Here is a 26592-nt window from a genome sequence, read left to right as displayed (position 1 = left end):
CGCGCCCCCCCCCCCCCGGAACGGCACCGTCCGCCTGACGGAATTTTGCGCTTTATTTCCCATACTATCGGCCGCTAAGGCTTTATTCATGCGGCTTTAGGGAATTCCCCGATTCGGCTTGAAGCGACCCCCACTAGAATCCAATTCGGGGTTTTTGTACCTGGCCGGCACATATATCATATATTTAAAAAAGACGGACAACACTCAAAACAGTCCGCATCCCATACCGACAAAGGAGCGTAGACAGTGTTCAAGTTCAACAAGATTATTTTGGCGCTGGGCGTGTGCGGCGCACTGGCAAGCGGCACCGCGGCGGCCGACATGAAAGTGGGCGCCCTCTTCCCGTTCAGCGGCGCGCTTGCGCTTCTGGGACAAGAGAGCTATCGCGGGCTGGAGCTTGCCGTCAACGAAATCAACGCCGCGGGCGGCGTCAACGGAGAAAAGATCGAACTCATCAAGGCGGACGCCGTGGACCCGACGCAAGCCGTGTCGGAAACCAAGCGCCTGATCTCGTCCAACGTGGTGGGCGTGTTCGGCAGCTACGCCTCGGGCATCTCGTACGCGGCCACGCCCGTGACCGAACTGGCCGGCGTGCCCTATTTCGAACTGGGCGCCACCGCCCACAAGATCACCACGCGCGGCTACAAGTACCTGTTCCGCAGCAACCCCAACACGGCGCTGTACGGCGTGTCGGTGGTCAACGCGCTGCATGACACCATCGCCCCGGGCATGGGTCTGAACCCCAAGGACATCAAGATCGGCATCATCCACGAAGACGGGCCGTATGGCACCGACGTGGCGGCCACCGAGAAAAAACGCGCGCAGGAACTGGGTTACACCGTGGCCGAAGTACTGCCCTATTCGGCCAAGACGGTGGACTTGTCGTCGTTGATCCTGCGCTTGAAGGGCGCCAAGGTCGACGTCGTGCTGCAAACGGCCTACCAGAACGACGCCATCCTGTACTTCAGCCAGGCACGCGCGGCGGGCTTCAAGCCCAAGGTCGTGATTGGCGCGGGCGGCGGCTATTCCCTGGCCGACACGGCCAAGGCCGTGGGCGCCGACATGAACGGCGTGTTCGACCTGGACTTTCCCCAATCGTCCATCAACCCGGCCGGCGCGCCGGGCCTGGATAAATTCCTGGCCGCCTACAAAGCCACCTACAAGAGCGACCCTCAGTCCGGCCACAGCCTGACGAACTACGTGGGCGCCAAGGCCTTCTTCGAAGCCATCGGCAACGCCAAGTCCACCGACAAGGACAAGATCCGCGAAGCTGTCCTGGCCTACAAGAAGCCGGCCGGCCAAACGGCCAACGGCTGGGCGTTCGACTTCGGCGAAGACGGCCAGAACAACGCGTCGACGTTCTACGTCATGCAGTGGCAGGACGGCAAGCTCGTCACCATTGCGCCCAGCAACCTCGCACTTGGCAAGCCCATCTTCAAGAAGTAAGCGCGACGCCAGTGATCAGGCGCTCGGGGGCGCCTGACGTTTCCCGGGATTGTCGCGCCCCGGCGCGGCCGACTTCACAGCGGCCACGCCGGGGCCGCGTCCCGCTCTAAGAGGTTGCACCATGGATATTTTCATTCAACTGGTCATCAACGGCCTGTTGCTGGGCGGCGCATACACCATCATCAGCCTGGGGCTGACGTTGATCTTCGGCGTCGTGCGCGTCGTGAACTTCGCGCATGGCGAGTTCCTGATGGTTGGCATGTACCTGGTTTATTTGATTGCCGCGCAATTCGGCGTCCACCCTTATGTGGGCCTGGTGCCGGTAGCGGTGATTCTGTTCGCGCTGGGCGCGCTGACGCAAAAAGGCATCATCCAGCCGCTGTTGAACGCCGACCAGCACATCCAGATTTTCGCCACGGTGGGCGTGTCCACCATCTTGCTGAACCTGGCGCTGGTGATCTTCGGCGCCAACGTGTATCGCGCGCCGGTGGAGTTGGGCACGAACGCCATCGATGTGGGCAATTTCTCGATGGTGACGGGCCAACTGATCACCTTCGTCATTGGCATCAGCCTGGCGATATTGCTGCATCTGTTCATGCATCGCACCTATCTGGGCCGTGCGCTGCGCGCGGTGGCCCAGCATCGCTATGCCGCCACGCTGATGGGCGTGAACGTCAACAACGTCTACGCCATCGCCTTCGGCCTGGGCACGGCGTTTGTCGGCATCGCGGCGGGCTTGCTGGCGCCGCAGTATCCGGTGTTTCCGACAGTGGGCACGTACTTCGTGCTGACGGCCTTCGTGATCGTGGTGCTGGGCGGACTGGGCAGCCTGTACGGCGCCGTGGCCGGCTCCATGATCATCGGCATCGTGGATACGCTGGCCGGTTATTACATCGCCCCCGACCTGAAAGAGGTCGTGTATTTCGGGATCTTCCTCTTGATCCTTGTCTTGCGACCGAACGGCCTGTTCGGCGTCGGTACAGAGTGATCAGAGCCACAAGGAGCGAGACGTGTTTCCCGACTTTCGAAGCCCCAAAGCCTACGTCAGCCTGATTCTGCTGATTGTGATGTTCCTCGTGCCCGTCGTCATGGGCACGCCTTTCTGGACCAACCTGTTTGTCTTGCTGTTCGTCTTCGCCTCGCTGTCCGTGGCGTGGAATATCGTGGGCGGCTATGCGGGCCAGCTTTCGCTGGGCCATGCAGTGTTCTACGGCATCGGCGGCTACACCGCCACGCTGCTGACGCAGAACTTCGGCATCTCGCCGTGGATCGGCATGCTGGCGGGCGCGGCGATCTCGGCGGCCGTGGCCATCCTGATCAGCTATCCCACCTTGCGGCTGCGCGGCCCGTTCTTCGCGCTGGCCACCATCGCCATTCTTGAAGTGGTGCGCCTGCTGGTCATCCACGAGGAAAGCTGGACGGGCGGCTCCAGCGGCATCAGCCTGCCGTTGAATATCGGCTGGGCATGGATCGTGTTCCGCGAAAAGCTCAACTACGTGATCATCGCGTTCGGGCTGTTCCTGTTCGTGACCTGGGTGTCGTGGGCGATACGCAAGTCACGCCTGGGCCATTACCTGATCGCCATCCGCGAACGCGAAGACGCCGCGCTGGCCGTGGGCATCCATACCGTGCGGGTGAAGATCATCGCGGCCGTGGTGTCCGCCATGCTGACCAGCATCATCGGCACCTTCCACATCACCTACCTGACCTTCGTGGACCCTAGCTCGGCGTTCTCGTTGGAACTGTCGATCCAGGTTGCCATGTTCGCGCTTATCGGCGGCCTGGGCACCGTGGCCGGCCCCATCGCGGGCACCTTCCTGGTGCTGCCCATCGCGGAGCTGGCGCGCGGCTGGTTGTCCAGCGTGGGCAACGGCATGCACGGGCTGATCTACGGCCTGATCCTGGTGGCCGTGGTGCTGACCATTCCGCGCGGACTGGCCGGAGCGTTCGGCCCCGCCATCGAACGCGGACTGGCGCGCTTGCCGTATCTGGGCACGCCTCGCAAGAAGCGGCAATTGGCTGACGAACTGCGCCTGCACAGCGCCACCCGCTCCGAGCAGCCGGTGTTGAAGGCAGACAAGCTGTTCAAGAGCTTTGGCGGCCTGCGCGCCACCAACGACGTGTCGCTGACGCTGAACCAGAACGAAATCCTGGGCATGATCGGGCCGAACGGCGCGGGCAAGACCACGGTGTTCAACCTGCTGTCCGGATTTCTGTCGCCAGACAAGGGCGATATTTCGATGCTGGACGCGGACGGCAACTGGGTCACGTGCAAGACGCCGGACGAGTTCGCACACAAGGGGCTGGGCCGCACGTTCCAGATCGCCAAGCCTTTCACTGGCTTGACGGTGTTGGAAAACATCATGCTGGGCGCGTTCATCCGCACGTCGAACCGTGATGAGGCCGAGCAGATTGCGCTGAAGGTGGCCGAGCAGACGGACTTGACCAAGTACCTGAACACCGAGGCGCGCAGCCTGACGGTGGGCGGCATGAAGCGTCTGGAAATCGCCCGCGCGCTGGCCATCAAGCCGCGCATCCTGCTGCTGGACGAAGTGATGGCTGGGCTGAACCCGACCGACATCGAGAAGTCCATCCAGATGATCCGGCGCATCCGCGATTCCGGCGTGTCGGTGCTGCTGATCGAACACATGATGCAGGCCACGATGGCACTGTCCGACCGCATCATCGTCCTGAACGAAGGTGGCGTGCTGGTCAGCGGCGCGCCGAAGGACGTGGTCGAGAACCCCGCCGTCATCGAGGCGTATTTGGGCAAGGAGTACCAGGATGCTTAAGGTGTCGAATCTGACGTCGGGCTATGGCAAGAGCCAAGTGCTGAACGGCTTGAACTTCGAGGTCAACGCGGGCGAAATCGTGACCCTGATCGGCGCGAACGGGGCGGGCAAGACCACCACCCTGAAAACGCTGTGCGGCGTCATTCCCACGCTGCAAGGCAAGGTGGAATTCGAAGGCCGCGACCTCACCAACCACAACCCCTACGACATCGTGGACGCCGGCATCACGATGATTCCAGAAGGCCGCCAACTGTTTCCCCACTTCACGGTGAAAGACAACCTGCTGATGGGTTCATACAAGCGCGCCGCGCGCCCCATCGTGCAGCAGAAGATGGACGAGGTGCTGCGCATTTTCCCGCGCGTGAAAGAACGCCTGTCGCAGTACGCCGGGTCATTGTCGGGCGGTGAACAACAGATGGTGGCCATCGCGCGCGGCATGATGGCCGATCCGAAGCTGCTGGTGTTCGACGAGCCGTCGCTGGGCTTGTCGCCCCTGCTGGTGCAGCAGATGTTCGACATCATCCGCGACGTCACCTCGCATGGCGTGACGGTGCTGCTGGTCGAGCAAAACGTATTCCGCACCCTGCGCCTGGCCGACCGTGGCTACGTGCTGGAAAACGGCGCCATCGTGCGCACCGGCACGGGCGCCGAATTGCTTAGCGACCCGCATGTAAAGAAGGCCTATCTAGGCCATTGAAACCAGGATCTTCCGCTTATGACCCTACGCTGCACATTCATCGACCATGGCAAGGGCGGCACGCCTGATTGCATGCAGGTTGCCCAACGCGACATGGAAGCCCCCACCGGCCGGCAGGTGCTGATCGAAGTGGCCTACGCCGGGGTCAACCGCCCCGACGTGCTGCAACGTTCGGGCTCGTATCCGCCGCCGCCCGGCGCGTCGCCGTATCTGGGGCTGGAAGTGTCCGGCACCATCATCGGCGTCGGCCCCGACGTCACCGCGTGGAAGGTGGGCGACACCGTCTGCGCGCTGACGCCCGGTGGCGGCTACGCCCAGTATTGCCTGGCCGACGAACGCCACTGCCTGCCCGTGCCGCGCGGCATGGACCTGCTGACCGCCGCGGCCATTCCCGAAAACTACTTCACGGTCTGGACCAATGTGTTCGACCGCGCGCGCCTGGCGGCCGGCGAAAAATTCCTGGTGCATGGCGGCTCCAGCGGCATCGGGCTGACCGCCATTCAATTGGCGCGCGCGTTTGGCGCCGAAGTCTGGACCACCGTGGGCAACGCCGCCAAGGCCGAGGCCTGCCTGAAAGCCGGCGCGCATCACGCCGTGCTGTATCGCGACACCGACTTCGAAGCCGAGGTGCGCCAGGCCACCCAAGGCGTGGGCGTGGACGTCATTCTGGACATGGTGGGCGGGTCTTACATCAACAAGAACATCAAGCTGCTGGCCGTGAACGGGCGGCTGGTGCAGATTGCTTTCCTGGAAGGCAGCAAGGCCGACATCGATGCCCTGCCCATCATGACCAAGCGGCTGCAATTCACGGGATCCACGCTGCGCCCGCGCTCGGACGATGACAAGGGCGGCATCGCCCAGGCGCTGGCCGCGAAGGTGGTGCCGCTGATGGAACAAGGGCAATGCCTGCCGCTGATCCACGAGGTATTCCCGCTGGCGGATGCGCCCCGCGCGCACGCCCTGATGGAAAGCAGCCAGCACATCGGCAAGATCATGTTGAAGGTGGGTGCATGAGTGCAGACATGAAGGCTCGCTTCGATGGCCAGGTCGCCATCGTGACGGGCGCGGTAGGCGGCATCGGCTCGGCCATCGTCGAAGGCTTTCTGGCCGAAGGCGGGCGCGTGGGGCTGATCGATTTCAATGCGCAGGCAGGCGCGGCCTACGAACAGGCGCTTAGAAAGCGCGGCCATGACGTGGTGTTCGTGCCGGCCGACGTGGCGCACTACGAGCAGTGCCAGGCCGCCTACGACCGCATCACGGCCGAACTGGGCGCGGCCACAATCCTGGTGAACAACGTGGGCATTTCCCCCAAGACCGACGGCCGCGCGCTGAAGGTCTGGGAGATGCCGCCGGGCGAATGGGATAAGGTCGTGTCGGTGAACCTGAACAGCGTGTTCTACATGACGCACCTGGCCACGCCGCACATGGTCAAGCAGCGCCAGGGGCGCGTGATCAATATGTCGTCGGTGGCGGGCAAGGCGTACTGCGACATCGTGGCGGCGCATTACGCGGCCACCAAGGCCGGGCTGATCGGCCTGACCCGGCATTGGGCCGCCGAACTGGGCGAGTTCGACGTCACGGTCAATGGGCTGGCGCCCGGACGCATCAGTACGCCGCTGCTGAAAAGCGTGCCTCAGGAAATCAACGACGCCGTGGCGCGGGTGACGGCGCTGCGCCGCCTGGGCACCCCGGAAGAGGTGGCCGACGCCTGCCTGTTCTTCGCGTCCGATCAGGCCCGCTTCGTTACCGGCCAGGTACTGGATGTGGCGGGCGGCTGGCTGATGACCTGAAAGGCCTTCGCCCACTTCGCACCGCGCCGCCACATCCGGGTTCCGGGATCAGGCGTCTTGCACGCCCAGCCGGTACACCACGGTATCCAGCCGGCTGACGCCCGCGCTCTGGAACTTGGGCTCCTTGTCCAGGATGCCGCGGCGGTCGATGATGACGGCCGGGGCCACCCCGGTGAAGATGGCCTGCACTTCGCTGTCCACCACCGAGAATGGCGGCCCCGCCATCTCTTCCTGCGGATAGTCCAGCGTGATCAGCAGGCCCCGGCTGGCGGGCGATAGCTGCCCGTAGACGTGACGCACGTAGTCTGCCCGCATGTCTTCCGGCAGCGCGACCAACGCCGCGCGGTCGTAAGCGCCCACGCAGTGCGACAGCAGTTGCGAATCCAGCTTGAAGATGTCGCCACAGATGATTTCAATATTGCCCGCCACGTAGTGCTTGCCGTAGACGGATTCATGCGTGACGGGTCGCAGCTCGTTTTCGGTGAAGAACTGTTCCACCGCAAGCTGGGAAAGCTCGATGCCCAGCACCGAGTGCCCCTGCGCCGCCAGCCACACCATGTCCAGCGATTTGCCGCACAGCGGCACCAGTACCCGTCCACCCTGCGGTACGGCCAACGTGGGCCAGTACTTCTGCAAGAGCGGCGTAATCCGGGTCTGATGAAAGTGCGTGCGCCCTTCGCGCCAGCGTTCCAACCAGAATTCTGCGTCCATGTCCTGTCTGCTCCTCCTGTGTGTCGATTGCAAGCTCTACGCTTTTGTCCGGGCCAGCCGGGGCCCGGGGGGGGTGTGCACGCGGCATGCCGAGTTTGCCGGGGTTTCCCGGTTTGCCTGACGCTGCCAAGTGTGCCGGGCATTGTAGTGCGCTGATCAGGGCCCCGTTCAATAGTGACGCCGGCGCCCTGGCCCGGTATGCTCTGCACCAGCGCGCCCTTCCCTCTTAGGAACCGATGCCCGACGCTCAACACCTGCAGGCCCTGCTTGTCCAGTGCGCGGAAAAACGCGAATCCGCACTGGCTGAGCTTTATCGCCTTGCGTCCCCGCATCTGTTTGCCCTGGCCAGACGTATGTTGAGAGACCAGGCCGCCGCGGAAGACGTGCTGCAAGAGTGTTTCGTATCGATCTGGCGCCAGGCCGGCCAATACCAGGCCGAGCAGAGCCAACCCATGACGTGGATGACCCGCATCGTCCGGAACCGCTGCATCGACCGCCTGAGGCGGCCCGACGTCGTGGTGCCGGACCCGGACGACACGCTGACGCTGGCAATGGCCGACGACGGCCCCGGCCCGCTTGCCCGTCTGGAAGCCAGCCAGGACGGCCGCCGCCTGGCCGACTGCATGGGCCAGTTGGAAGGGCCGCAACGGGTTGCCATTGCCATGGCGTTTTTTGATGACCTGGCGCATCCCGATATCGCGGCCCGCCTGGAGACGCCGCTGGGAACGATCAAGAGCTGGATACGCCGTGGCTTGCAACGGCTGAAAAGGTGCCTGGAATGAATTACCGCCACCCCGAACTGCAGGACCGCCTGGCCGCCGAGTACGTGCTGGGTGGCTTGCGCGCGGGTGCGCGGCAGCGCTTCATTACCCTGATGCGCGATGACGCCGGCCTGCGGCGCGCGGTTACTGAATGGGAAGACCGGCTGTTGCCGCTGGCGATGGCCCTGCCGCCCGAGACGCCACCCGCGCATGTCTGGCAGGCAATTGCCGCCCGCATTGCAGCGGCGCCCAAGTCTGTACCTACCTCCGCCGCCACGCGCACGCCTTCCGCGCCGCGTGGCCTGTCCTGGTGGCGCGCCTTGTCGGCCGGCTTGGCGACCGCCGTGGTGGTGCTGGCCTTCCTGATGCTCAAGCCGGCCCCCACACCGACCGAAGTACGCACCGTTGCCGTGCTGTCCGGCGAGAAGGCGCCCGGCGCCATGGTCGTGAATACGTTGCCGGACAACCGCCTGGCCGTGCAGCCCATGCAAGACCTGGTGGCGCTGGCCGATGGCCGCGCGCTGGAATTGTGGTCCATCACGCCCGGACAGGCGCCGCGCTCGCTGGGCCTGGTACTGCCCGGCCAGACCACGGTGCTGGCCCCCAGCCTGCTGCCGCAACAGGGCGACACGGTCGCCATTACGCTGGAACCGGCGGGCGGCGCGCCCGGCGGCATCCCCACCGGCCCGGTCGTCTTGAGCGGCAAGGTCATCTGACCAGGGTTAGTCCTTAGGCTGAACACGCATCCAATCGCAGGCTTGCCACGTATCTCCTCATGACGGCCACACAAAAGGAGATCGTCATGAAATTGCTAGCCTCGATTGCCATCGCTTGCTCGGCCCTGACCCTGTCGCCCACGTTCGCGGCGGACGTCATGGTGGGCGGCCAGCCGATGATGCCCGCCAAGAATATCGTCGCCAACGCGGTGAATTCCGCGGACCACACCACGCTGGTGGCGGCGGTGAAGGCGGCGGGCCTGGTGGATACGCTGCAAGGCAAGGGCCCGTTCACGGTGTTCGCGCCGACGAACGCCGCCTTCGGCAAGCTGCCCGCGGGCACCGTGGATACACTGGTCAAACCGGAAAACAAGGCCACGCTGACCAAGATCCTGACCTACCACGTGGTGCCCGGCAAGATGGATTTCGACGCGCTGGCAGCACGTATCAAGAAGGGCGGCGGCAAGACCGAGTTGACGACCGCCGGCGGCGGCAAACTGTGGGTGATGATGAACGGCAAGCACAACCTGACCCTGAAGGACGAAAAGGGCGGCGTGTCCACCATCAGCACCTATGACGTCTATCAGTCCAACGGCGTGATCCACGTGATCGACACCGTGTTGATGCCGAACTGATCGCTTGATTAAAAGCGGCCCCACGGGGCCAGCGTTCCAGCCCGGCCTGCGCGCCGGGCTTTTTGCGTTGGACTTTCTACGTTTGGCGCCTTTGTTTTTTACGGCGCGCCGCGCTTCCGGTATCGTAGGCATCCGTCCCCGCCCTGACGCCAGCACATCCCTCTTTCAAGGAACCATCGACCGCCATGCTTGCAACACTGAGCCGCCGTGTGCGTGCCTGCCTGCCTGCTCGGGCCGGCCCTTGCCTGCTGCATCGGCCTTGCCGTGTCGGCCGCCAATGCGCAACCCGCCGCGCCACTGGACCACGCGTACCAATCCGAACTGCGCGCGGAAAACGAGGCGCTGCAAACCCGCATCAAGCAACTGCCGCCCGCCATGCAAACGCTGAACACGCGGATCTCGGCCGCCTTGCGCGCGAACGATCCGCAGGAGGCGCAGCGCGTGGCAGAAGAAATGGCCAAGCAAGATCCGCGCAACGCCGACGTCCGGCTGTTCCTGGGCAAGCTGCAAGCGCAGCAAGGCAAGCTGCCCGCCGCCCAAGACCTGTTCGACGAGGCCATCAAGCTGAATCCGGACCATAAGTGGGCATACGTCAACAAGGCCGGCGCGCAGGCGCAGCGCGGGGATTTGCCCAATGCCTTGGCCACGACCCAAGCGCTGACGAATCGCTTTCCGGACTGGAGCATCGGCTACAACCTGCAGGCCTCGTTGCTGGACGGCATGGACCGCGAAGACGAGGCGCTGGCTGCCTACCAAAAAGCGGTGCGCGCCAAACCCGCCAGCGCGTTGATTCTGACCAATCAGGGTAATTTGCTGCGGCGCCTGGGTCGGCAGGCAGACGCGCGCCTGTCTTACGAAGACGCATTGCGAATCCAGCCGGGCTACCCGCTGGCCGAGTCGGCGCTGGCCGATCTGCGCAAGTAATCCGGTAGTCATGATGAAACGCCGTGCGCTGCTGAAGAGCCTGGGTCTGGGTGGGAGTTTGGGGGTGGGTCTGGGGGTGGGCCTGCGTTTGGGCTTGGGCGGGCTGATGATGGCGCCCTTGCGCGCCTTGGCCGCCACCGACCGCAAGCCAATCATTCGGCAAGTGTTCGCCCTGCCGCCCGGCGCCATTTCGATCTCGTCCCAGCACGCCGCTTTGATCCGCTTGCTGCGTGTGCAATGGATGCCGATCGAATCCGGTGCGCCGGGTATTGATTTCGAACAGCCGCTGCTGGGCGGGCCCGACACACTGGCCATCGCGCGCCGCGCGTTGAAGACGTCGGACGATGCGCTGGCCATCCGGCGCCTGGCCGAAGTGTGCCGCGTGCTGCCCGACTTCGTGGCGTCCGTGGGAAAACTCGCGCCCGGCCATTACCCGTTGCCGACCGAGATGAAAGCAGCGTTCGACTTTCCGCAAAGCGGCATGGACGCGCTAGGCGGCTTCACGCTGCGCGCCGAACACCTGGTTTTGTTGCGCGCCGCCGTCTGGCGCGAGGCAAGCCCGCAACAACTGGAAGCCGTATTACGCGAAGGAGATCAGTTCTGGCCGGCGCCCCTGATCGACGGCAAGCGGCCGTATGGCGACGCCAGCTACTACCAGGTCGACATGGCGCGCCTGCTGGGTGAGCCCTACCCCCTGGACGCCAAGGGCTACGCCATCACGGAACCGGCCAAGGACGCCCGGCTGGAAAAGCTGCATTACGAAACCTTGGCCGCGCTGCAGGTCTTCCTGGGCCACGCCGTCGCGCGCAAAGCCAAACGGTGAGGCCGCCGCGCTAGGCGCGGCGAATGAAGCTGCGGATGTCGTCCATGACCGGCACCGCGGCCAGCAAGGTCAGCAGCAGCGCCAGCGGCCAGGTGGAACCGAAGCCGAAGTGAAAGAACGAGTACGCGCCAGTCACGCCCCCCGCGAAGAACAGGGTAACCATCAGGCTCAGCACAATCAGCTTGCCCCGGTCGGCGAACACGGGCGGCTTGTGTTGCGTGTCGCTCTTGGCCACGTTCCAGTAAAACAGCTTGCCCAGTTCGATGCCGATGTCGGTCACCATGCCGGTGACGTGCGTCGTGCGGATCTCGGAGCGCGACACCTTGGTGATCATCGCGTTTTGCAGGCCCATGATGTAGCACAGCAGCATCACGGTGCCGGGCACATAGAACCAGCGCAGCGTTTCCAGGTTGGCGCCCAATAGGCCAAACACCAGTAGCAGCACGGCTTCCAGCAGCAGCGGCAAGGCGTATTCGCTGGCCAGGTGGGAACGCCGCCCGAAGTTGATCAGGAACGCGGAGCTGGCCGCCCCCGCCAGGAACGACAGCAAGGCCGCCACCCCCTGCAACACCACCACCAGGCCGCCCAGCGCCATGTGGTCGGCCATCATGGAAACGATGCCCGACATGTGCGAGGTGTATTGCTGCACGGCCAAAAAACCGCCCGCGTTGACCGCGCCGGCGGTAAAGGTCAGGAAGTAGGCAAGATGCCTGTTGGCTTGCGGGCTACGGCTGACCGCCGTCAGTCTGCGCAGATACGGAATGGCCACGCTTTTCCCTTCAAAACGTCCCGTCGAAACGTCGCTTCAAAACAAGAGCGCTCACGGAAACGCGAAGCACATTCTAGTCGGGGACGACGCGCCGTGGACGAGGGCAATGCGGGCATCACCCACGCTGGATAGACACCCGCAACGTCATAGCAAGAATTCCCGCAGATTGGCAACGCGTTCGGCCAGGCCGTCCGCGCCCAGGTAGTGGCTCAATTTGCCCGCGCGCACCTTGCGCAGGTCCTCCTGGTAGCTGTTGGCCATGGCGTCACGGACCTCTGCGTAAGCGGCGGCAATCCCGTCACCGCAGGCTACCGCGACGCGGCGCGCGGCTTCGGGTGCGCCGCAGGCCACGCAGCGGGCCACGCCCAGGGCATCGGCTTGGGCGCCTTGCGCCAGCAGCCGCTCGACGAGTTCCGCCGGAGGCTTGCGATCAAAGCGATGAATGGCCGTCGGGCTGGCCGCCGCCCCCGCTTGCAACAAGGCGGGGGCGGCGGCGCAAGCGTGCTGCATCAAGGCCACGTCCACCGGCGTGGCGCTGCCACGCAAGGGCTCGTCGAAACGCATGCCCTGCTCTGCCAATTGCCGCACCAGCGCCGCGTCATCCTTGCTGATGGCGTGCTGCAAGGCCAGGCCAGCCAGCCGCGGCGATTGCATCAGCGTGCCGGCCGCCAGCGGGCCACGCCAATCCACCCGCGCGCGCCGGTAGAACGCGACGAGCGCATCGGCCAGCGCTTGCGGCATGCCGTGATCCGACACCCGTTCGTCCAGATATTCCAGTAAGCGCACGCCGGGGCTATCCAGGTCGTCTTCCGGATCTGTCTCCAGGCACAGCGCGGCGAAGGCGGCGTGCAGATCCGGCGCAATCGTTGCAATGCCATCCTGTTGCAAGGCATGCGTCCAGCCGGGCAGGCCCTGCTTCCACGCCACGATGCTGCCGGCGCGAGGGCCAGGTTCCACCGCCACGTAGATGCGGTCGCAGTATTCAAAGCCGCCTATGGGCAGATAGCGCAGCGTGCCGTTCCAGGTCTCGCCGTCTTCGGTGGCGGCGGTTTCGGCGCACTCTTGTTCGTGTTCGATCCAGCCTTGCAGATCGCGATAGTGGTCGCTGCCGTCGTAGAACAGTTCGGCCCAGCTCAAGGCCTCTTCATTGCCGTTCATCCGCGCGTGCAAGTCGTAGGCCAGTTCGCCGCCGGCGGTCAGGCGCCACAGGTCGCGCAAGGCTTGTGGCAAGGGGCCGGCGCAGGCGGATTCAATCTCCGCGATGCGCGCATCGGACAAGGGCGGTTGCACCGCGATCAGCACGCGGTCGGCGAACAGCGCAATACCGTGTTCGCGCAAGACGCGCACATCGTCGGGGGAAAACGGGTGGGTCATCTGGCGTCTTCATTCGTTAAAGCTGCCAGGATTCTACTAGCGCCCGCGCCATCCGCATGCGCTGCCGCCGGGCCGGCGATCATTGTTGACGCGCGCGCGCCGGCCCGGCCCTGCCCCCTCGTGCTTACACCGCGCCAGACTCCATCAACTGCTGGCGGCGGAACTCGCCCTGGCGCACGTGCATCCAGCCGGGATACTCCGGCGGCAGCGCGCTGACTTTGTTCAAGGCTGCGAGCTCGTCTTGCGTCAACTTGATGGCGGTTGCCGCCAGGTTGTCGTCCAACTGGTCCACCCGCTTGGCGCCGATGATGACGCTGGTGACCACTTGCTGATGCAGCAGCCACGCCAGCGCCACTTGCGCGACGGATACGCCGCGCGCATCGGCCACCGACTTGAGCGCGTCGATGCTGTCGTAGGCGCGGTCGCGGTCCACGGGCGGGAAGTCGAAGGCGGCGCGGCGGCTACCGGCTTCAACGGAGCCACCGCGACCGTACTTGCCACTGAGCAAGCCACCGGCCAGCGGGCTCCACACCATCAGCCCGACACCTTCGCTTTGCAGCATGGGCACGAGTTCGCGTTCCAGGTCGCGGCCCGCGATCGTGTAGTAGGCCTGTAGCGATTCAAAGCGCGCCAGCCCCAGGCGTTCGGCAATGCCCAGCGCCTTCATGATTTGCCAGGCCGCCCAGTTGGACACGCCCACATAACGCACGTGACCGTGTTGGACCAAGGTATCCAGCGCACGCACGGTTTCCTCGATAGGCGTGGCCGGATCAAAGCCGTGGATCTGATAGAGGTCGATGTGATCCAACTGCAAGCGCGCCAGGCTCTTCTTCACGCCATCCAGAATGTGCACGCGCGAATTGCCACGCGCATTCACGCCCGCGCCGGTCGGGCCGAACACCTTCGTGGCGATGACCACGTCGTCGCGCGCCACTTTCAAATCGCGCAGCGCCTGGCCGGTGATGATTTCGGAACGGCCTTCCGAATACACATCCGCCGTGTCAATGAAGTTGACGCCCGCCTCCAACGCCCGGCCCACCAGCCGGTTGGCGTCTTCTTGTTGCAGGTTGCCGATCTTGCTCCACAGCTCGCCCTCGCCGCCGAAGGTCATGGTGCCCAGGCAGAGTTCCGAAACGAAAAGGCCTGTGCTGCCGAATTTCTTGTATCGCATGGTTGAGCTCCTGTCAGCGGCGTCGCGGGGTCCACGCGCCCCGGGATGGGACGCCGGACGCTTGCTTGCCGGGGTGGGAACAGTATGCGTCGACTAGCGGCGGCGCACGCTGCTTGATCCTGCCCTTTTTTTGCCTGATTCTCTGGCACGCCCTTAGGAGAATCAGGCATGCGCCCGATCCTCCTGATTTTTTGCCCATTTCTCCAGACCGAAAAAGTGGGCTGTGCACCGCAGCAAGACCACGCATACACTGAAAACCGTCCTACCCTCTGCGGCGCCGCCGGCTTACCCCGCGGACGGCGCGCCTTCCGGAGCTCCCATGCCTATTACTACCGCTCAGTCCAGTACCGTTCGCCCCGCCCCCGATCGATCCGCTACCGATCGATCCGACGATGCCGTCAACGTCGCTTCTCTGGACATCGCGTACGAACCGGCCCGTCGAGAGCTGCTTTGCACGCTGGACCGGATGACGGGCGATCTGGAAGGATCGCTGGACACGCCCATCGAAGGCCTCTATCTGCACCGGCTGTCGCAGCCCACCGGCGCCAAGCCGGGCTTGCAAAAAGCCGCGCTGGCGGTCATCGCGCAGGGTTCCAAGCGCCTGCTGATCGGCGATGAGAGTTTTGAGTACGACCCCTTCCATTACCTGATTTCCTCAGTGGACCTGCCCGTGGTGGCCAAGGTGTCGGTGGCCAGCCCGACGCTGCCCTACCTGGGCCTGCGGCTGGATCTGAACCCCGAGGAAATCGCCGAGCTGATCAGCGACGAGAACCTGCCGCCGCTGGTCCCCGCGGAAGCGTCACGCGCGCTGAGCGTGAATCCGCTGGGCGGCTCGCTGCTGGACGTGGTGCTGCGCTTGCTGCGCCTGTTGGACAGCCCGCGCGACATCCCCATCCTGGCGCCCATGGTCAAGCGCGAGCTGCTGTACCGGTTGTTGATGAACGGCCAGGGCGTGGTGCTGCGCCAGTCGGTGCTGCAAGACAGCCAGTTGAACCGCGTGGCCAAGGCCATCCGCATTTTGCGCGACAACTACGCCCAGCCGCTGCGCGTGGAGGAAATCGCCCGCGACGTACACATGAGCGTGTCGTCCTTGCACCACCATTTCAAGCAGGCCACCGCCATGAGCCCGCTGCAATACCAGAAGCACCTGCGCTTGCAGGAAGCGCGTCGCCTGATGCTGAGCGATGACGCGGGCGTGGCGCTGGCCGCGCATGCCGTGGGCTATGAAAGTTCATCGCAGTTCAGCCGCGAATACAGCCGTTTGTTCGGCACCCCGCCGCTGCGCGACAAGCAGCGCTGGAAAGAAGAATCGCTGGGCGCGGCCGCCTGACAGGATTTCCGCGCGGCCATTCGCTTTCCGTCTTCTGGCACGCACCGGCGCCGTTATATGCTCGCCGCTACGTCTAGAAATCGGAAATCGCGGAAACGGTCATGCATGACTTGAATGATCTCTATTATTTTGTCCAGGTGGTCAAGAACGGCGGCTTCGCACCCGCCGGCCGCGCGCTGGACATCCCCAAATCCCGCCTGAGCCGCCGCATCGCCCTGCTTGAGGAACGGCTGGGCGTACGCCTGATCCAGCGTTCCACCCGCAGCTTTGCCGTGACCGAACTGGGCCAGGAATATTTCGACCAATGCCTGTCGATGCTGGCCGGGGCCGAAGCCGCGCAAGACGTGATCGACCGCACGCACGCCGAGCCGCAAGGCACCATCCGCATGAGCGCGCCGCCCGCGCTCATCTACTACTTTCTGGGCGATGTGGTGGCGCGCTTCATGGAACGCTGCCCCAAGGTACACGTCTACCTGAAGAGCTTTTCACGCTCGGTGGACGTGCTGCGCGAAGGGTTCGACCTGGCCGTGCGCGTACGTTTCGGCCCCATGGAAAGCAGCGACCTGGTGATGAAGCACCTGGGCATGAGCTGCCAGAGCCTGGTTGCCAGCCCCGCGCTGGCGCGCTCGCTGCCGCCCAACGCCGATGTGGCCCAATTCGCCCAATTGCCCACCTTGGCGCTGGGCACCGAGCAACGTGAATGCCAGTGGCGGCTGGACGGACCCGACGGCGCCCGACTGAACGTGCCCTTCACGCCGCGCCTGGTCACCGACGACATGCTGGCGCTTAAGCAAGCCACCCTGCGCGGCGTGGGAGTAGCCGCCTTGCCGCTGATGATGATCCGCGACGAACTGGACGCCGGCACGCTGGTGCCGGTGGGCGCGCCCTGGGTGCCCGAGCCCGGGGCCGTCCATGCCGTCTTCCCGTCGCGGCGCGGCCTGCTGCCGGCGGTACGGGAACTATTGGATTTCATGGCGGCGGAGTATGGTGAAACGGCCCGGCGCGAATGCGATACGCAGCAGCGCCATGGCATTACCGGCCACAAATCCCTCGCAATCTCCCTCCCATCGCCCACCCAATCGTCCGATAAATAGAACGCTGAAGCGCAATTTGACCGACTACCGGGGTTATAGGCTGATATTTAGAATTCTGTTCATGCACTCAACGCGCAACACCGCGCACCACCTTGAAGACATAACGGAGCAAAAATCATGACCAAGCCCTACGTGAAACTGGACAAGAACGAAGCCGCCGTCCTGCTGGTTGACCACCAGGCCGGCCTGCTTTCCCTGGTGCGCGATTTTCAACCGGACCAATTCAAGAACAACGTGCTGGCCCTGGCCGACCTGGCCGAATATTTCAAGCTGCCCACCATCCTGACCACCAGCTTCGAAGACGGCCCCAACGGCCCGCTGGTCCAGGAACTGAAAGACAAATTCCCCACCGCCCCCTACATCGCCCGCCCCGGCAACATCAACGCCTGGGATAACGAAGACTTCGTCAAGGCCGTCAAGGCCACCGGCAAGAAGCAACTGATCATCGCCGGCGTGGTCACCGAAGTGTGCGTCGCCTTCCCCGCCCTGTCGGCGCTGGAAGAAGGCTTTGACGTGTTCGTCGTGACCGATGCATCGGGCACCTTCAACGAAGTCACCCGCAACGCCGCCTGGAGCCGCATGGAACAAGCCGGCGCGCAACTGATGTCGTGGTTCGGCGTAGCCTGCGAACTGCATCGCGACTGGCGCAACGACGTGGAAGGCCTGGGCACCCTCTTCGCCAACCACATTCCTGATTACCGCAACTTGATGGCGTCGTACTCGGCCAACCGCAAGGCCAACTAAGCCGCGCTTTTCCCCCGCAGGCCGGATGCAGAAATATTTGCATCCGGCCTGCATCCAATTCGGCCTCCCGCGTGTAGTACCTGTACCGGCGCGCATGGTGCGCGTCGTCTACAGACCTTTCACGTCGCTGGAGACCGCTCATGAAGACCCAACGTTCGCACCGCATCCCCGTCGTTACCGGCCTGTTCGCCGTGTCGCTCCTGGCCGCCTGCGGCTCGATGAGTTCCAAATCCATGGCCTATTCCCAAGCCAACCTGCCCGCCAGCATCCAGGTGCCGGCCGGCAACAAGGTGGCCTGGGAAACCGTGGGCGTGGGCGAAATCACCTACGAATGCCGCGCCAAGGCCGACATGAAAGACCAGGCCGAATGGGTGTTCGCCGGTCCCAACGCCGCGCTGAATGACCGCATGGGCAAGCAAGTCGGCAAATACTACGGCCCGCCCGCCACCTGGGAAGCCATGGACGGCTCGAAAGTCACCGGCAAGCAACTGGCCGTGGCGCCCGCCGGCGACGGCAACATCCCCTACCAACTGGTGCAGGCGAATCCGGCCATGGGCGCGGGCGCGATGACGGGCGTGACCTACATCCAGCGCGTCGCGCTCAAGGGCGGCGTGGCGCCGAAGACGCCTTGCACCACGGCGATGCTGGGCCAGAAAAGCGTGGTGAAGTACCAAGCTGACTACATTTTCTGGAAGGCGAACTAAGCCCGCCGGCCCGCCGCCCCCATCGGCGGGCCAGCGGTGGGAGAGTCCGGTAAGATGGCGCAACCTTCAACCGCGCATGGCGGATTCGCGCGGCCGCTCCCTTACCGTCCCTGCTCTCGCATGCCGAACCGCCTGACCCCGGATTTCGATTACGAAGCTGCCCTGCAGGCGTGCGCGGCGGGTCGCCGGCCCGCGCTGGAAGCGCTGTATCGGCAAGAAGGCCCGCGCCTGCTGGGCGTGGCCCAACGACTCCTGCGCGATCGCGCTTGGGCAGAGGACATCGTGCATGACGCCTTCGTCAAGATCTGGAACCAGGCCGACACGTTCGACGCATCGCGCGGATCGGGACGCGGCTGGGTCTACAGCATCACCCGCAATCTGGCGTTGAATGCGCTGCGCGACACCGCCCGCGAAACCGACGTTGACGACGACGCGGCCGCCGCCCTGGACGCGCGCGACGCCATCGAAGCCTGGCACGACACCCGTGACGCCTTCGACTGGCGCGCCAGCGCCGGACGCATCGGCCCCTGCCTGGAAGAACTGGAACCGGTACGCCGCAACTGCGTGCTGCATGCCTACGTAGAGGGGCTGACGCACAGCGAAATCGCCCAGCGACTGGGCGCGCCGCTGGGCACCGTCAAGGCCTGGATCAAGCGCAGCCTGCAAGCGCTTAAGGAGTGCCTGGCATGAGCGCTCCGCACTCCTCCCACGACGACATCGACGAGCTCGCCGGCGAATATGTGCTGGGCACCTTGTCGGCCACCCAACGCCGCGACGCGCAAGCGCGCATGACGCACGACGCCGACCTGCGCGCGGCGGTTGCACGTTGGGAAGCCCGGCTCTTGCCTTTGACGAACCTGTCCGAACCGATCGAACCATCCACCAGCCTTTGGCCTCGCATTACCCGCACACTGGATTCGGCACAGGCGCAGGCGCGGCCCGCTGTCGGCCTCAAGTCGAGCAGCGCGCCCAAGCCCGGGCTCTGGGACAGCCTGGCCTTCTGGCGCAGCCTGGCCGTGGGCGGCATGGCGGCGGTGCTGATCCTGGGCAGCACGCTGGCGCTACGCCCGGTGGCCACGCCCGATGCGCCGCAGTACGTGGTGGTGTTGGTGGCGCCGCAATCGCAGGCGCCCGGCTGGGTGGTGCAGGCGCAGGCCGGCCAAAGCGCCGTGCAACTGGTGCCGATCACCGCAACGGAAGTGCCGCCGGATCGTGCGCTGGAATTCTGGACCAAGGCCGACGGCTGGGCCGGCCCCGTATCGCTGGGCCTGGTCAAGCCCGGCGAACCGGTCCTGATCCCGCTGGACAAGCTGCCGCCGCTGGAACCCAACCAGCTTTTCGAGCTGACGCTTGAACCCAAGACCGGCTCGCCCATCGGCAAGCCCACCGGCCCGATTCAATTCATCGGGCGCGCGGTCAAGATGCTGTAGCGGGCAGAGACCTCTAGCGCTTGCGCGCGAAGGGATACACCTGCTGCGCCAGGAACGTCCCCGGCATGTCGTTGTCCAGAATCCCGTAGTTCTCGGGCAAGCGCTTGCCCACGCCGCGCACGGCGGTGCCAAAGGCGTAATCAATGAACGAGAAGTGCGCGGCGTAGTTCTTGTCGATGGCTTCGGTGTCTGACGAGTGATGCCAGTGATGGAAATCCGGCGTCACGATGATGTAGCGCAGCCAGCCCCACGGCAGCTTCACGTTGGAATGGATCAATACAGCCTGGAACCCGACGATGATGATGTAGGCGTCCAGCACCGCCTTCGAAAACCCCAGCACGAACAGCACGCCCAATACGGCCACGCGCGTGATCAGCAGTTCAACGATGTGCAGGCGCGAACCGGCCAGCCAGTCCAGCGTGCGCGTGCTGTGATGCACCGCATGAAAGCGCCACATGAACGGCACCTCGTGATAGACGCGATGCGCCGCGTACTGCGCCAGGTCCGCCACCAGCACCGCCACGAACAGTTCCAGCACATAAGGCATCGACTGGATGGCCGCCTGCAAGGGCTCATACGCCGCCCAGGAAAACAGCCGGTGGATGAAAAAGTTGATGCACAGCAGCACCGCGCCCACCGACAGGTGATTGAACAGGAAATGCTTCATGTCCACCTGCCATTCCCCGCGAAACACGGGCTGGCCGGGATACAGCGGCGTCAGCTTCTCGACAATGATGAAGACCATGCTGGACGCCAGCAGGTCCAGGATGAACCAGTCCAGGCCCAGGTACGGGTGGTTGCCGGTGTTGGACGACGTCACCACCACTTGGCTGCCGCCCGCCGCCACCGCGCAGCAAACCAGCGCGAAGGCCGAGATGTTCAGCCAGCGCTGACGCCCCAGCACGGTATTGGCAAGCGCAATGGAGCCCGACACCAGCAGCGCGGAAAACAGCAGCGTGCGCATCGCTTCCACGGAGTAGAAGGCGCGCAGTTCCGGCGTGGTGAGATAGGCGGGAAAGTGAAAAGCCAGCACCCCCAGCACGGCCAGAATGGCCAGGAACAGCGCAATCACGCCGCTGATCATGCCGGTGCCCGGGTTGATGCGCCCGTCCTTACTGAAAAGATCTAGAACTTGCCGAACACCGGAGGCGCGCTGTTTCATGTCTGCGATATGACTGACCACGGGGGCCAGAGTGTATCCCCGCGCAACCCCGGTCATGTAATCAAACGTGAATATCAACGACAAATTCAGCGCACGGTCGCATTGCCCTTGCGCGCGCTCAACCCGCTTGCCCCGCCCTGGCAGGGGGCGGGTTGACAATGAACAGTCGTTGGCGTGTCATGGGGACGCCGACGCTCGCCGCGCTTGGCGCGTGCCGGTCCCGTCAACGGGTTCCCAAGAGAGAGGCCCTAATGTTCCCTGAATATCGCCAACTCATTACGCAGCTGAAATCCGAGAACGCGCATTTCTCGGCCCTGTTCCAGCGTCACAACGACCTGGACCAGGAAATCCAAAATATGGAGGACGGCAAGGTGCCGTCCTCAAGCGCCCACATCGAGGTGCTGAAAAAAGAAAAACTGCTGCTCAAGGACAAGCTCTACGGCCTGCTAAGGGCGGCCGACCAGAACACCGGCTAAGCCCCAGCCTGTCCGCCACCGGCTACCTGCCCTACATCAGCTCCAGCCCCGCCCCCCGCACCACGACCGCGTACTTCGCCATTTCAGAACGAAAGTACGCCGCCGTCTGGTCGGGGGGCATCAGCAGAATCCGGGTGTTCTGCGCCGCCATGGCCTGTTTGACCTCGGGCGAATTGAACGCCCGACCCAATGCGTCGTAAATGCGGCGCACATCGGCCGCCGGCAATTTGGCCGGCCCCACCGCGGCGAACCAGCCACCGATCTCGTAATTCTCCAGCCCCTGCTCGCGCGCCGTGGGCAAATCAGGCAAGGCCGCCATCCGTTCGCCACCACAAGCCGCCAGTGCCTTGAGCGCACCGCTTTTTATCTGCGGCAGCACCGAAGGCAGCGACAAGACGCCGAAATCCACCTGCCCGCCTATCAGGTCCGCCATCATGGGGCCCACGCCCTTATAAGGAATGTGGCGCGCCTTGACGCCCGCCTGCTGCACGTACATCTCGGCGGCCAGATGCAGGATGGTGCCGTTGCCCGACGAGGCGTAGTTATAGCGGCCGGGTTCGGCCGACAGCAACGCGGTCAGCTCCTTTAGGTTGCCCGCCGCGATCTGCTTCGGGTTGGCCACGATCAGAAACGGCGTCATGCCCACCATGCTGATCGGCGTAATGTCGGTCAGCGGGTCGAACGGCAAAGACTTATAGACGCTGGGAAAAATCACATGGTTGTTCGACAGCATGCTTAGCGTGTAGCCGTCCGGCGCCGACCGCACCAACGCGGACGTGCCCACGATGCCGCCGGCGCCCGGCTGGTTTTCGACCACGACCGTATGGCCCAGCGCAGCGGACAGCGCCGGGCCGACCGACCGCGTGATCGTGTCCACGCCTGAACCCACCCCCACGGGCAGAATGAACTTGATGGGCCGGTCCGACTGCGCCCTGGCCAGGGCTGGCGCGCCCAACATCGTCACGCCCAGCGCTCCCAGTAGTTGTCGGCGGCTCCACCCCGCGCGTTGATTGCTCATGTTTGTCTCCTGTTGGCTTTTTGTTTCCCATCACGCTACCGCGCCCTGCTCCCGCAGCGCCGCAATCTGCGTTGCGTCATAACCCAGGTCCGCCAGCACGGCGTCCGTGTCCACGCCCAAGGTCGGCGGGTGCAGCCGCACCCCCAGCCGGTGTCCGTCCATCATCAAGGGGAACAACGCCGCGCCCGCGGTCTGGCCGGCGCGTTCGCCGTCGGGCAGCCGGATGTCGGCCAGCCCGCCCGTGGCGCGCAGATGCGGGTCGTCATAAAGCGCTTCGGGTTTGACGATAGGCGCGAACGGCAAGCCGATGCGTTCGAATACGCTTGAGAGTTCCGCCGCGCTGTAGCCGGCCAAACGCTCGCGCAGGTCGGCCAACAAGGTGGGGCGCAGACGCACCCGGTCATTGTTGGTGGCCATGGCCGGATCGCGCTTCAAGTCATCGAATCCGAAGGCGTCGCAGAAGGTGATCCACTGCGCATCGCTGACGGCCGCCAGGAAGATCTGCTCGCCATCCTTCACGGTGAATACGTCGTACAGCGCCCAGGCGGATACGCGATCGGGCATTGGTGCGGACGGCTGGCCGGTAATGGCGTACTGCAGCATGTGCTGGCCCACCAGGAAGACGTTGTTCTCGAACAGGGCCGACTGCACTTCCTGCCCCCGGCCCGTAATGCCCCGCTGGATCAGCGCGGCCATGGCGCCGATGGCGCCGAACATGCCGCCCATGATGTCGTTGACGCTGGTGCCCGCGCGCACCGGGTCGCCAGGCCGGCCGGTCATGTAGGCCAGCCCCCCCATCATTTGCACGACTTCGTCCAGGGCGGTGCGCATCTCGTAGGGGCCGGGCAGAAAGCCCTTGTGGCTGACGTAGATCAGCCGGGGGTTGTCTTGCGACAGCGAGGCGTAGTCCAGCCCGTACTTGGCCATCGTGCCGGGGCGAAAGTTCTCGGCCACCACGTCGGCGCTGGCCGCCAGTTTGCGCGCGGCGGCGGCGCCCTCGGGGCTTTGGATATCCAGCGCGATGCTCTTCTTGTTGCGGTTGAACATCGGGAAGAAGCCCGCGCCCACACCCAGCAGATGCCGGGTGCGATCCCCCCGCACCGGTTCCACCTTGATGACTTCGGCGCCCAGGTCCGCCAGCACCATGCCGCAGGTCGGGCCCATCACCATGTGCGTGAATTCGACCACGCGCAAGCCGGCCAGCGGCAATGCACGGGGAGACGGGGGCGTAGCAGTATCTTGAATCGGTTGTGGCATGGGTAAGCTCGAAAGATATTGGGCGGGCGCAATCAGGCAGCCGCGCCGGATAGGGAATGGAACGTCTTGGGCAGGCCGGCCTGCCACAGCGCGCCGTGCAAGGGCTGGTCCGGCAGCCAGACGCCAACCTTCTGACGCAGCGCCAGCAATCGGCAGATGTCCACGCCGGTGGCGATGCCCATGCTTTCCAGCATGAAAACCAGGTCTTCCGTGCTGACATTGCCGCTGGCGCCGGGGGCATGCGGGCAGCCGCCGATGCCCGCCAGGCAAGCGTCAAAACGCGACACGCCCGTTTCCAACGCGGCCAGCACATTGGCCAGCCCCAAGCCCCGCGTGTCATGAAAGTGCGCGCAGCACAGGCGGTCGCCCGCCAGGCGGCGCGCCTCGTCGAAAAGCCGCCGCACCGCAGCGGGGTCGGCGTAGCCCACCGTATCGGCCAGGCTGACGCGGTCGGCGCCCGCATCCAGCAAGGCCTGCATCAGCCGCAATACTTCCTGCGGCGGGACATGGCCCTGCAAGGTGCAGCCAAAGGCCGTGCCCACCCCGCCTTCAATCAGCATCGACGACCCGGCCGCATCGCGCGCCGCGCGCATCTGGCCCACCATCGCCACCACCTCATCCGGGGTCTTGCGCAGGTTGGCCAAGCTATGGGCATGGCTGGCCGACAAGGGCACCAGCATCAGGTCCGCGCCGCTGGCCAGCGCGCGTTCGGCGCCTTTCAAGTTGGGCACCAAGACCGACACCGTTAATCCGTCCAGGCCTTTGGCGTGGGCCACCAAGGTCTCGGTATCCGCCAACTGGGGCAACAAGCGGGCGGGTACGAATGACCCCACTTCAATCTCGCGCTGGCCGGCCGCGTAGGCGGCATCGATCCATTCAAGCTTGGTTTGCGTGGGCATCACGACGGACAGGCTTTGCAAGCCGTCGCGCAGCCCCACTTCGCGCACCGTGGCGCGGTTCGGAAAACAGGAGGACGGGGCGATCGGCATGGCAGCGGCGTTATCCAGTAGGGCTTCATCAAGCAACCAAGCCAGTTTAGATATTCTCGATTCACGCACAAGCGGTATTCTGGAACGACTAATATTCCATTCTGGAACTTCTTAATAAGGCGGCCCCGCCATGCGCGACCTGGACATCACCACCCTGCGCCTGTTCATCTCCGTCTGTGAAACCGGCAACATCGCCCGCGCCGGCCAACACGCCAACATCGTCGGCTCGGCCATCAGCAAACGCCTGGCGCAGTTGGAAGACACCGTGGGCGCCAAGCTGTTGACGCGCAAGCGTCGGGGCGTCGAACCCACCGAGGCCGGCGAAACCCTGCTGGAACACGCGCGCGCGATACTGGCCAGTTCGCAACGCATTGAACGCGACATGTCGGCCTACGCCAGCGGCGTGAAGGGGCAGGTGCGCATCCTGGCCACCGCGTCCATTCTGGCGGAATCCCTGGCCGAGGACATCGCGGCATTCCTGCAAGCCGCCCCCCACCGCAACATCCGCGTAGACATGGAAGAGCGCGTCAGCCAGGACGTCGTGCGAGAGGTCAAGGGCGGCATCGCCAGCCTGGCATCTGCTGGGACGCGGCCGACTTTCATGGGCTGGACACCCGGCCATACCGGGGCGACCGCCTGGCTGTCGTCACGGCGCCCGATCATCCGCTGGCCGAACGCGACGCGGTCTGGTTCGACGAGGCCTTGGACTACGAGCACGTCAACATGCCCGCCGCTAGTGCGGTCTTGCGCATGTTGCAAACCGCCGCCAACCAAAGCGGCAAGTCTTTGCGCCACCGCGTCACCGTCAGTAATTTCGACTCCGCGTTCCGCGTCGTGCTGGCAGGCCTGGCCATCAGCGTGGCGCCCATCGAGGTGGCCACGCCCTATGCCCTGGCCCATGGCCTGCGCGTGTTGCCCTTGCATGACCCCTGGAGCCATCGCCGCTTTGCCATCTGCATGCGCGACGCGCATTCGCTGTCGGCGGCGGCCAGCCTGTTGCTGGACCATCTGGTCGCGGCGGGCCGGGCGTCGGGGTGACACCTGGCCACCATGTTGTGTAGACGAACTAATGTTGATTTAGATTATTTAGTTTTTCTAATCCCCTGTCAGCGGCTAGTCTGTCGGCCTTTCCATAAGGGTTGCCACGAGAGTTGCCATGACGACCGCATTCATTCCCGGGTTCCTGCTCGGCCTTAGCTTGATCGTCGCCATCGGCGCGCAAAACGCTTTCGTCCTGCGACAAGGCTTGCGCCAGGAATACGTGTTCGCGGTCTGCCTGACCTGCGCCGCCTCAGACGCCATCCTGATTGCGGCGGGGGTGGCGGGCTTTGGACTGGCGGCCGACACACTGCCCTGGCTGGAACCCGCCATGCGCTACGGCGGCGCGTTGTTCCTCTTCCTCTACGCCGCGCGCAGCTTGCGCTCGGCCTTGCGCGCCCAGCACGACAGCCTGGCGCCTTCCGCCCGCCAAACCACCGGGCTTGCCGCCACCCTGGCCGCCTGCCTGGCGTTCACCTGGCTCAACCCGCATGTGTACCTGGACACCGTGGTGCTGCTGGGGTCGATATCCAGCCAGTACGACGGCGCCAAAACCGCCTTCGCGCTGGGCGCCATGTGCGCGTCGTTCACGTTTTTCTTCACGCTGGGCTATGGCGCCCGGCTGCTGCGACCGCTGTTTGCGAACCCCAACGCCTGGCGGGTGCTGGACGGCTGCGTGGGCGTGGCGATGTTTGCGATCGGATTGAAACTGGTGTTGTGACGAACTGTTGTTGTAGCGGA

Annotated in this window: 26 protein-coding genes and 2 pseudogenes; 20 read left to right on the top strand and 8 right to left on the bottom strand. The window is 64.6% G+C overall.

The annotated features are described in order from the left end of the window. The first annotated feature begins 246 nt into the window (after window positions 1-246). The 6 genes from ACE04A_RS01185 to ACE04A_RS01160 all read left to right on the top strand — a co-directional run bounded on the left by ACE04A_RS01185 (window position 247) and on the right by ACE04A_RS01160 (window position 6725). Complete coding sequence (locus tag ACE04A_RS01185; protein WP_100854998.1) at window positions 247-1446, top strand: ABC transporter substrate-binding protein; 1200 nt, start codon at window positions 247-249, stop codon at window positions 1444-1446. A 121-nt stretch (window positions 1447-1567) separates the two neighbouring features. After that, complete coding sequence (locus tag ACE04A_RS01180) at window positions 1568-2434, top strand: branched-chain amino acid ABC transporter permease (protein WP_100854997.1); 867 nt, start codon at window positions 1568-1570, stop codon at window positions 2432-2434. 22 nt (window positions 2435-2456) lie between these two features. Further along, the gene (locus tag ACE04A_RS01175) at window positions 2457-4238 is read left to right on the top strand and encodes a branched-chain amino acid ABC transporter ATP-binding protein/permease (protein ID WP_100854996.1); all 1782 of its coding nucleotides are present in this window, start codon (window positions 2457-2459) and stop codon (window positions 4236-4238) included. Beyond that, entirely contained in the window at window positions 4231-4935 is a 705-nt protein-coding gene (locus tag ACE04A_RS01170; RefSeq protein ID WP_100854995.1) for an ABC transporter ATP-binding protein, read from the top strand. The genes ACE04A_RS01175 and ACE04A_RS01170 overlap by 8 nt, the downstream gene beginning before the upstream one ends. A gap of 18 nt (window positions 4936-4953) precedes the next feature. Next, window positions 4954-5949, top strand: coding sequence for an NAD(P)H-quinone oxidoreductase (locus tag ACE04A_RS01165; protein ID WP_485819798.1), 996 nt, complete (start codon window positions 4954-4956; stop codon window positions 5947-5949). A gap of 8 nt (window positions 5950-5957) precedes the next feature. Beyond that, window positions 5958-6725 carry an SDR family oxidoreductase gene (locus ACE04A_RS01160; RefSeq protein WP_259249315.1) on the top strand — a complete coding sequence of 256 codons (768 nt, stop codon included), beginning with the start codon at window positions 5958-5960 and terminating at the stop codon, window positions 6723-6725. A 48-nt stretch (window positions 6726-6773) separates the two neighbouring features. On the opposite strand, the gene ACE04A_RS01155 is transcribed toward ACE04A_RS01160, so the two are convergent. Next, on the bottom strand, window positions 6774-7436 hold the full coding sequence (locus ACE04A_RS01155) for a thiopurine S-methyltransferase (protein ID WP_259249316.1): 663 nt from the start codon (window positions 7434-7436) through the stop codon (window positions 6774-6776). A 236-nt stretch (window positions 7437-7672) separates the two neighbouring features. Between ACE04A_RS01155 and ACE04A_RS01150 the strand changes: the two genes are divergently transcribed. From ACE04A_RS01150 to ACE04A_RS01130, 5 genes are all read left to right on the top strand, one after another. After that, a complete protein-coding gene (locus ACE04A_RS01150) occupies window positions 7673-8218 on the top strand; it encodes a sigma-70 family RNA polymerase sigma factor (protein ID WP_438859785.1) in 546 nt (181 codons plus the stop codon). Beyond that, window positions 8215-8913, top strand: coding sequence for an anti-sigma factor (locus ACE04A_RS01145; protein WP_448717805.1), 699 nt, complete (start codon window positions 8215-8217; stop codon window positions 8911-8913). The genes ACE04A_RS01150 and ACE04A_RS01145 overlap by 4 nt, the downstream gene beginning before the upstream one ends. An 86-nt stretch (window positions 8914-8999) precedes the next feature. Further along, complete coding sequence (locus ACE04A_RS01140) at window positions 9000-9548, top strand: fasciclin domain-containing protein (RefSeq protein WP_448717804.1); 549 nt, start codon at window positions 9000-9002, stop codon at window positions 9546-9548. Between the two features lie 213 nt (window positions 9549-9761). Next, on the top strand, window positions 9762-10472 hold the full coding sequence (locus tag ACE04A_RS01135) for a tetratricopeptide repeat protein (protein WP_448717803.1): 711 nt from the start codon (window positions 9762-9764) through the stop codon (window positions 10470-10472). 10 nt (window positions 10473-10482) lie between these two features. After that, window positions 10483-11295, top strand: coding sequence for a hypothetical protein (locus tag ACE04A_RS01130; RefSeq protein WP_448717802.1), 813 nt, complete (start codon window positions 10483-10485; stop codon window positions 11293-11295). A gap of 31 nt (window positions 11296-11326) precedes the next feature. On the opposite strand, the pseudogene ACE04A_RS01125 reads toward ACE04A_RS01130, so the two are convergent. The 3 genes and pseudogenes from ACE04A_RS01125 to ACE04A_RS01115 all read right to left on the bottom strand — a co-directional run. Continuing rightward, window positions 11327-12064 (bottom strand): annotated as a pseudogene (locus ACE04A_RS01125) (YoaK family protein); the annotation flags it as partial. 144 nt (window positions 12065-12208) lie between these two features. Continuing rightward, a complete protein-coding gene (locus tag ACE04A_RS01120) occupies window positions 12209-13438 on the bottom strand; it encodes an SMI1/KNR4 family protein (RefSeq protein ID WP_485819797.1) in 1230 nt (409 codons plus the stop codon). 124 nt (window positions 13439-13562) lie between these two features. Further along, window positions 13563-14609 carry an aldo/keto reductase gene (locus tag ACE04A_RS01115; RefSeq protein WP_485819796.1) on the bottom strand — a complete coding sequence of 349 codons (1047 nt, stop codon included), beginning with the start codon at window positions 14607-14609 and terminating at the stop codon, window positions 13563-13565. A gap of 319 nt (window positions 14610-14928) precedes the next feature. Here ACE04A_RS01115 and ACE04A_RS01110 point away from each other — a divergent pair, with 319 nt between their 5' ends. The 6 genes from ACE04A_RS01110 to ACE04A_RS01085 all read left to right on the top strand — a co-directional run bounded on the left by ACE04A_RS01110 (window position 14929) and on the right by ACE04A_RS01085 (window position 19911). Next, entirely contained in the window at window positions 14929-15939 is a 1011-nt protein-coding gene (locus ACE04A_RS01110; RefSeq protein WP_259249323.1) for an AraC family transcriptional regulator, read from the top strand. A 101-nt stretch (window positions 15940-16040) separates the two neighbouring features. Beyond that, window positions 16041-17033, top strand: coding sequence for a LysR substrate-binding domain-containing protein (locus tag ACE04A_RS01105; protein WP_259249324.1), 993 nt, complete (start codon window positions 16041-16043; stop codon window positions 17031-17033). A 117-nt stretch (window positions 17034-17150) separates the two neighbouring features. Continuing rightward, on the top strand, window positions 17151-17777 hold the full coding sequence (gene ycaC, locus ACE04A_RS01100; RefSeq protein WP_259249325.1) for an isochorismate family cysteine hydrolase YcaC: 627 nt from the start codon (window positions 17151-17153) through the stop codon (window positions 17775-17777). A 140-nt stretch (window positions 17778-17917) separates the two neighbouring features. Further along, window positions 17918-18481, top strand: coding sequence for a DUF3455 domain-containing protein (locus ACE04A_RS01095; protein ID WP_259249326.1), 564 nt, complete (start codon window positions 17918-17920; stop codon window positions 18479-18481). A 120-nt stretch (window positions 18482-18601) separates the two neighbouring features. Continuing rightward, on the top strand, window positions 18602-19171 hold the full coding sequence (locus tag ACE04A_RS01090) for a sigma-70 family RNA polymerase sigma factor (RefSeq protein WP_050448395.1): 570 nt from the start codon (window positions 18602-18604) through the stop codon (window positions 19169-19171). Further along, window positions 19168-19911: an anti-sigma factor gene (locus ACE04A_RS01085; protein WP_448717796.1), complete on the top strand. Its 744-nt coding sequence runs from the start codon at window positions 19168-19170 to the stop codon at window positions 19909-19911. The genes ACE04A_RS01090 and ACE04A_RS01085 overlap by 4 nt, the downstream gene beginning before the upstream one ends. 13 nt (window positions 19912-19924) lie before the next feature. Here the strand turns inward: ACE04A_RS01085 and ACE04A_RS01080 are convergent, their stop codons facing one another. Then, window positions 19925-21073 carry a sterol desaturase family protein gene (locus tag ACE04A_RS01080; RefSeq protein WP_100854980.1) on the bottom strand — a complete coding sequence of 383 codons (1149 nt, stop codon included), beginning with the start codon at window positions 21071-21073 and terminating at the stop codon, window positions 19925-19927. A gap of 251 nt (window positions 21074-21324) precedes the next feature. Between ACE04A_RS01080 and ACE04A_RS01075 the strand changes: the two genes are divergently transcribed. Further along, window positions 21325-21549, top strand: coding sequence for an HP1242/YdcH family protein (locus ACE04A_RS01075; protein WP_050448397.1), 225 nt, complete (start codon window positions 21325-21327; stop codon window positions 21547-21549). 31 nt (window positions 21550-21580) lie between these two features. Here the strand turns inward: ACE04A_RS01075 and ACE04A_RS01070 are convergent, their stop codons facing one another. Genes ACE04A_RS01070 through ACE04A_RS01060 form a run of 3 tightly spaced genes read right to left on the bottom strand, consistent with a single transcriptional unit; the run spans window position 21581 to window position 24813 of the window. After that, window positions 21581-22567 (bottom strand): Bug family tripartite tricarboxylate transporter substrate binding protein, encoded by a 987-nt coding sequence (locus ACE04A_RS01070; RefSeq protein ID WP_485819795.1) that lies wholly within the window; start codon window positions 22565-22567, stop codon window positions 21581-21583. Window positions 22568-22597: 30 nt separating this feature from the next. After that, window positions 22598-23824: a CaiB/BaiF CoA transferase family protein gene (locus tag ACE04A_RS01065; protein ID WP_438858096.1), complete on the bottom strand. Its 1227-nt coding sequence runs from the start codon at window positions 23822-23824 to the stop codon at window positions 22598-22600. Between the two features lie 32 nt (window positions 23825-23856). Continuing rightward, a complete protein-coding gene (locus tag ACE04A_RS01060) occupies window positions 23857-24813 on the bottom strand; it encodes a hydroxymethylglutaryl-CoA lyase (protein ID WP_448717793.1) in 957 nt (318 codons plus the stop codon). 130 nt (window positions 24814-24943) lie between these two features. Between ACE04A_RS01060 and ACE04A_RS01055 the strand changes: the two are divergent. Both ACE04A_RS01055 and ACE04A_RS01050 read left to right on the top strand, forming a co-directional pair. Beyond that, window positions 24944-25851: pseudogene (locus ACE04A_RS01055) on the top strand (LysR family transcriptional regulator). Between the two features lie 118 nt (window positions 25852-25969). Continuing rightward, a complete protein-coding gene (locus ACE04A_RS01050) occupies window positions 25970-26572 on the top strand; it encodes a LysE/ArgO family amino acid transporter (RefSeq protein ID WP_100854976.1) in 603 nt (200 codons plus the stop codon). The last annotated feature ends 20 nt before the right edge of the window (window positions 26573-26592 follow it).

The organism is Achromobacter colocynthidis (assembly GCF_057334535.1).
The sequence above is the reverse complement of the archived record's forward strand: the minus strand, read 5'-3'. Positions and strand labels throughout refer to the sequence as shown.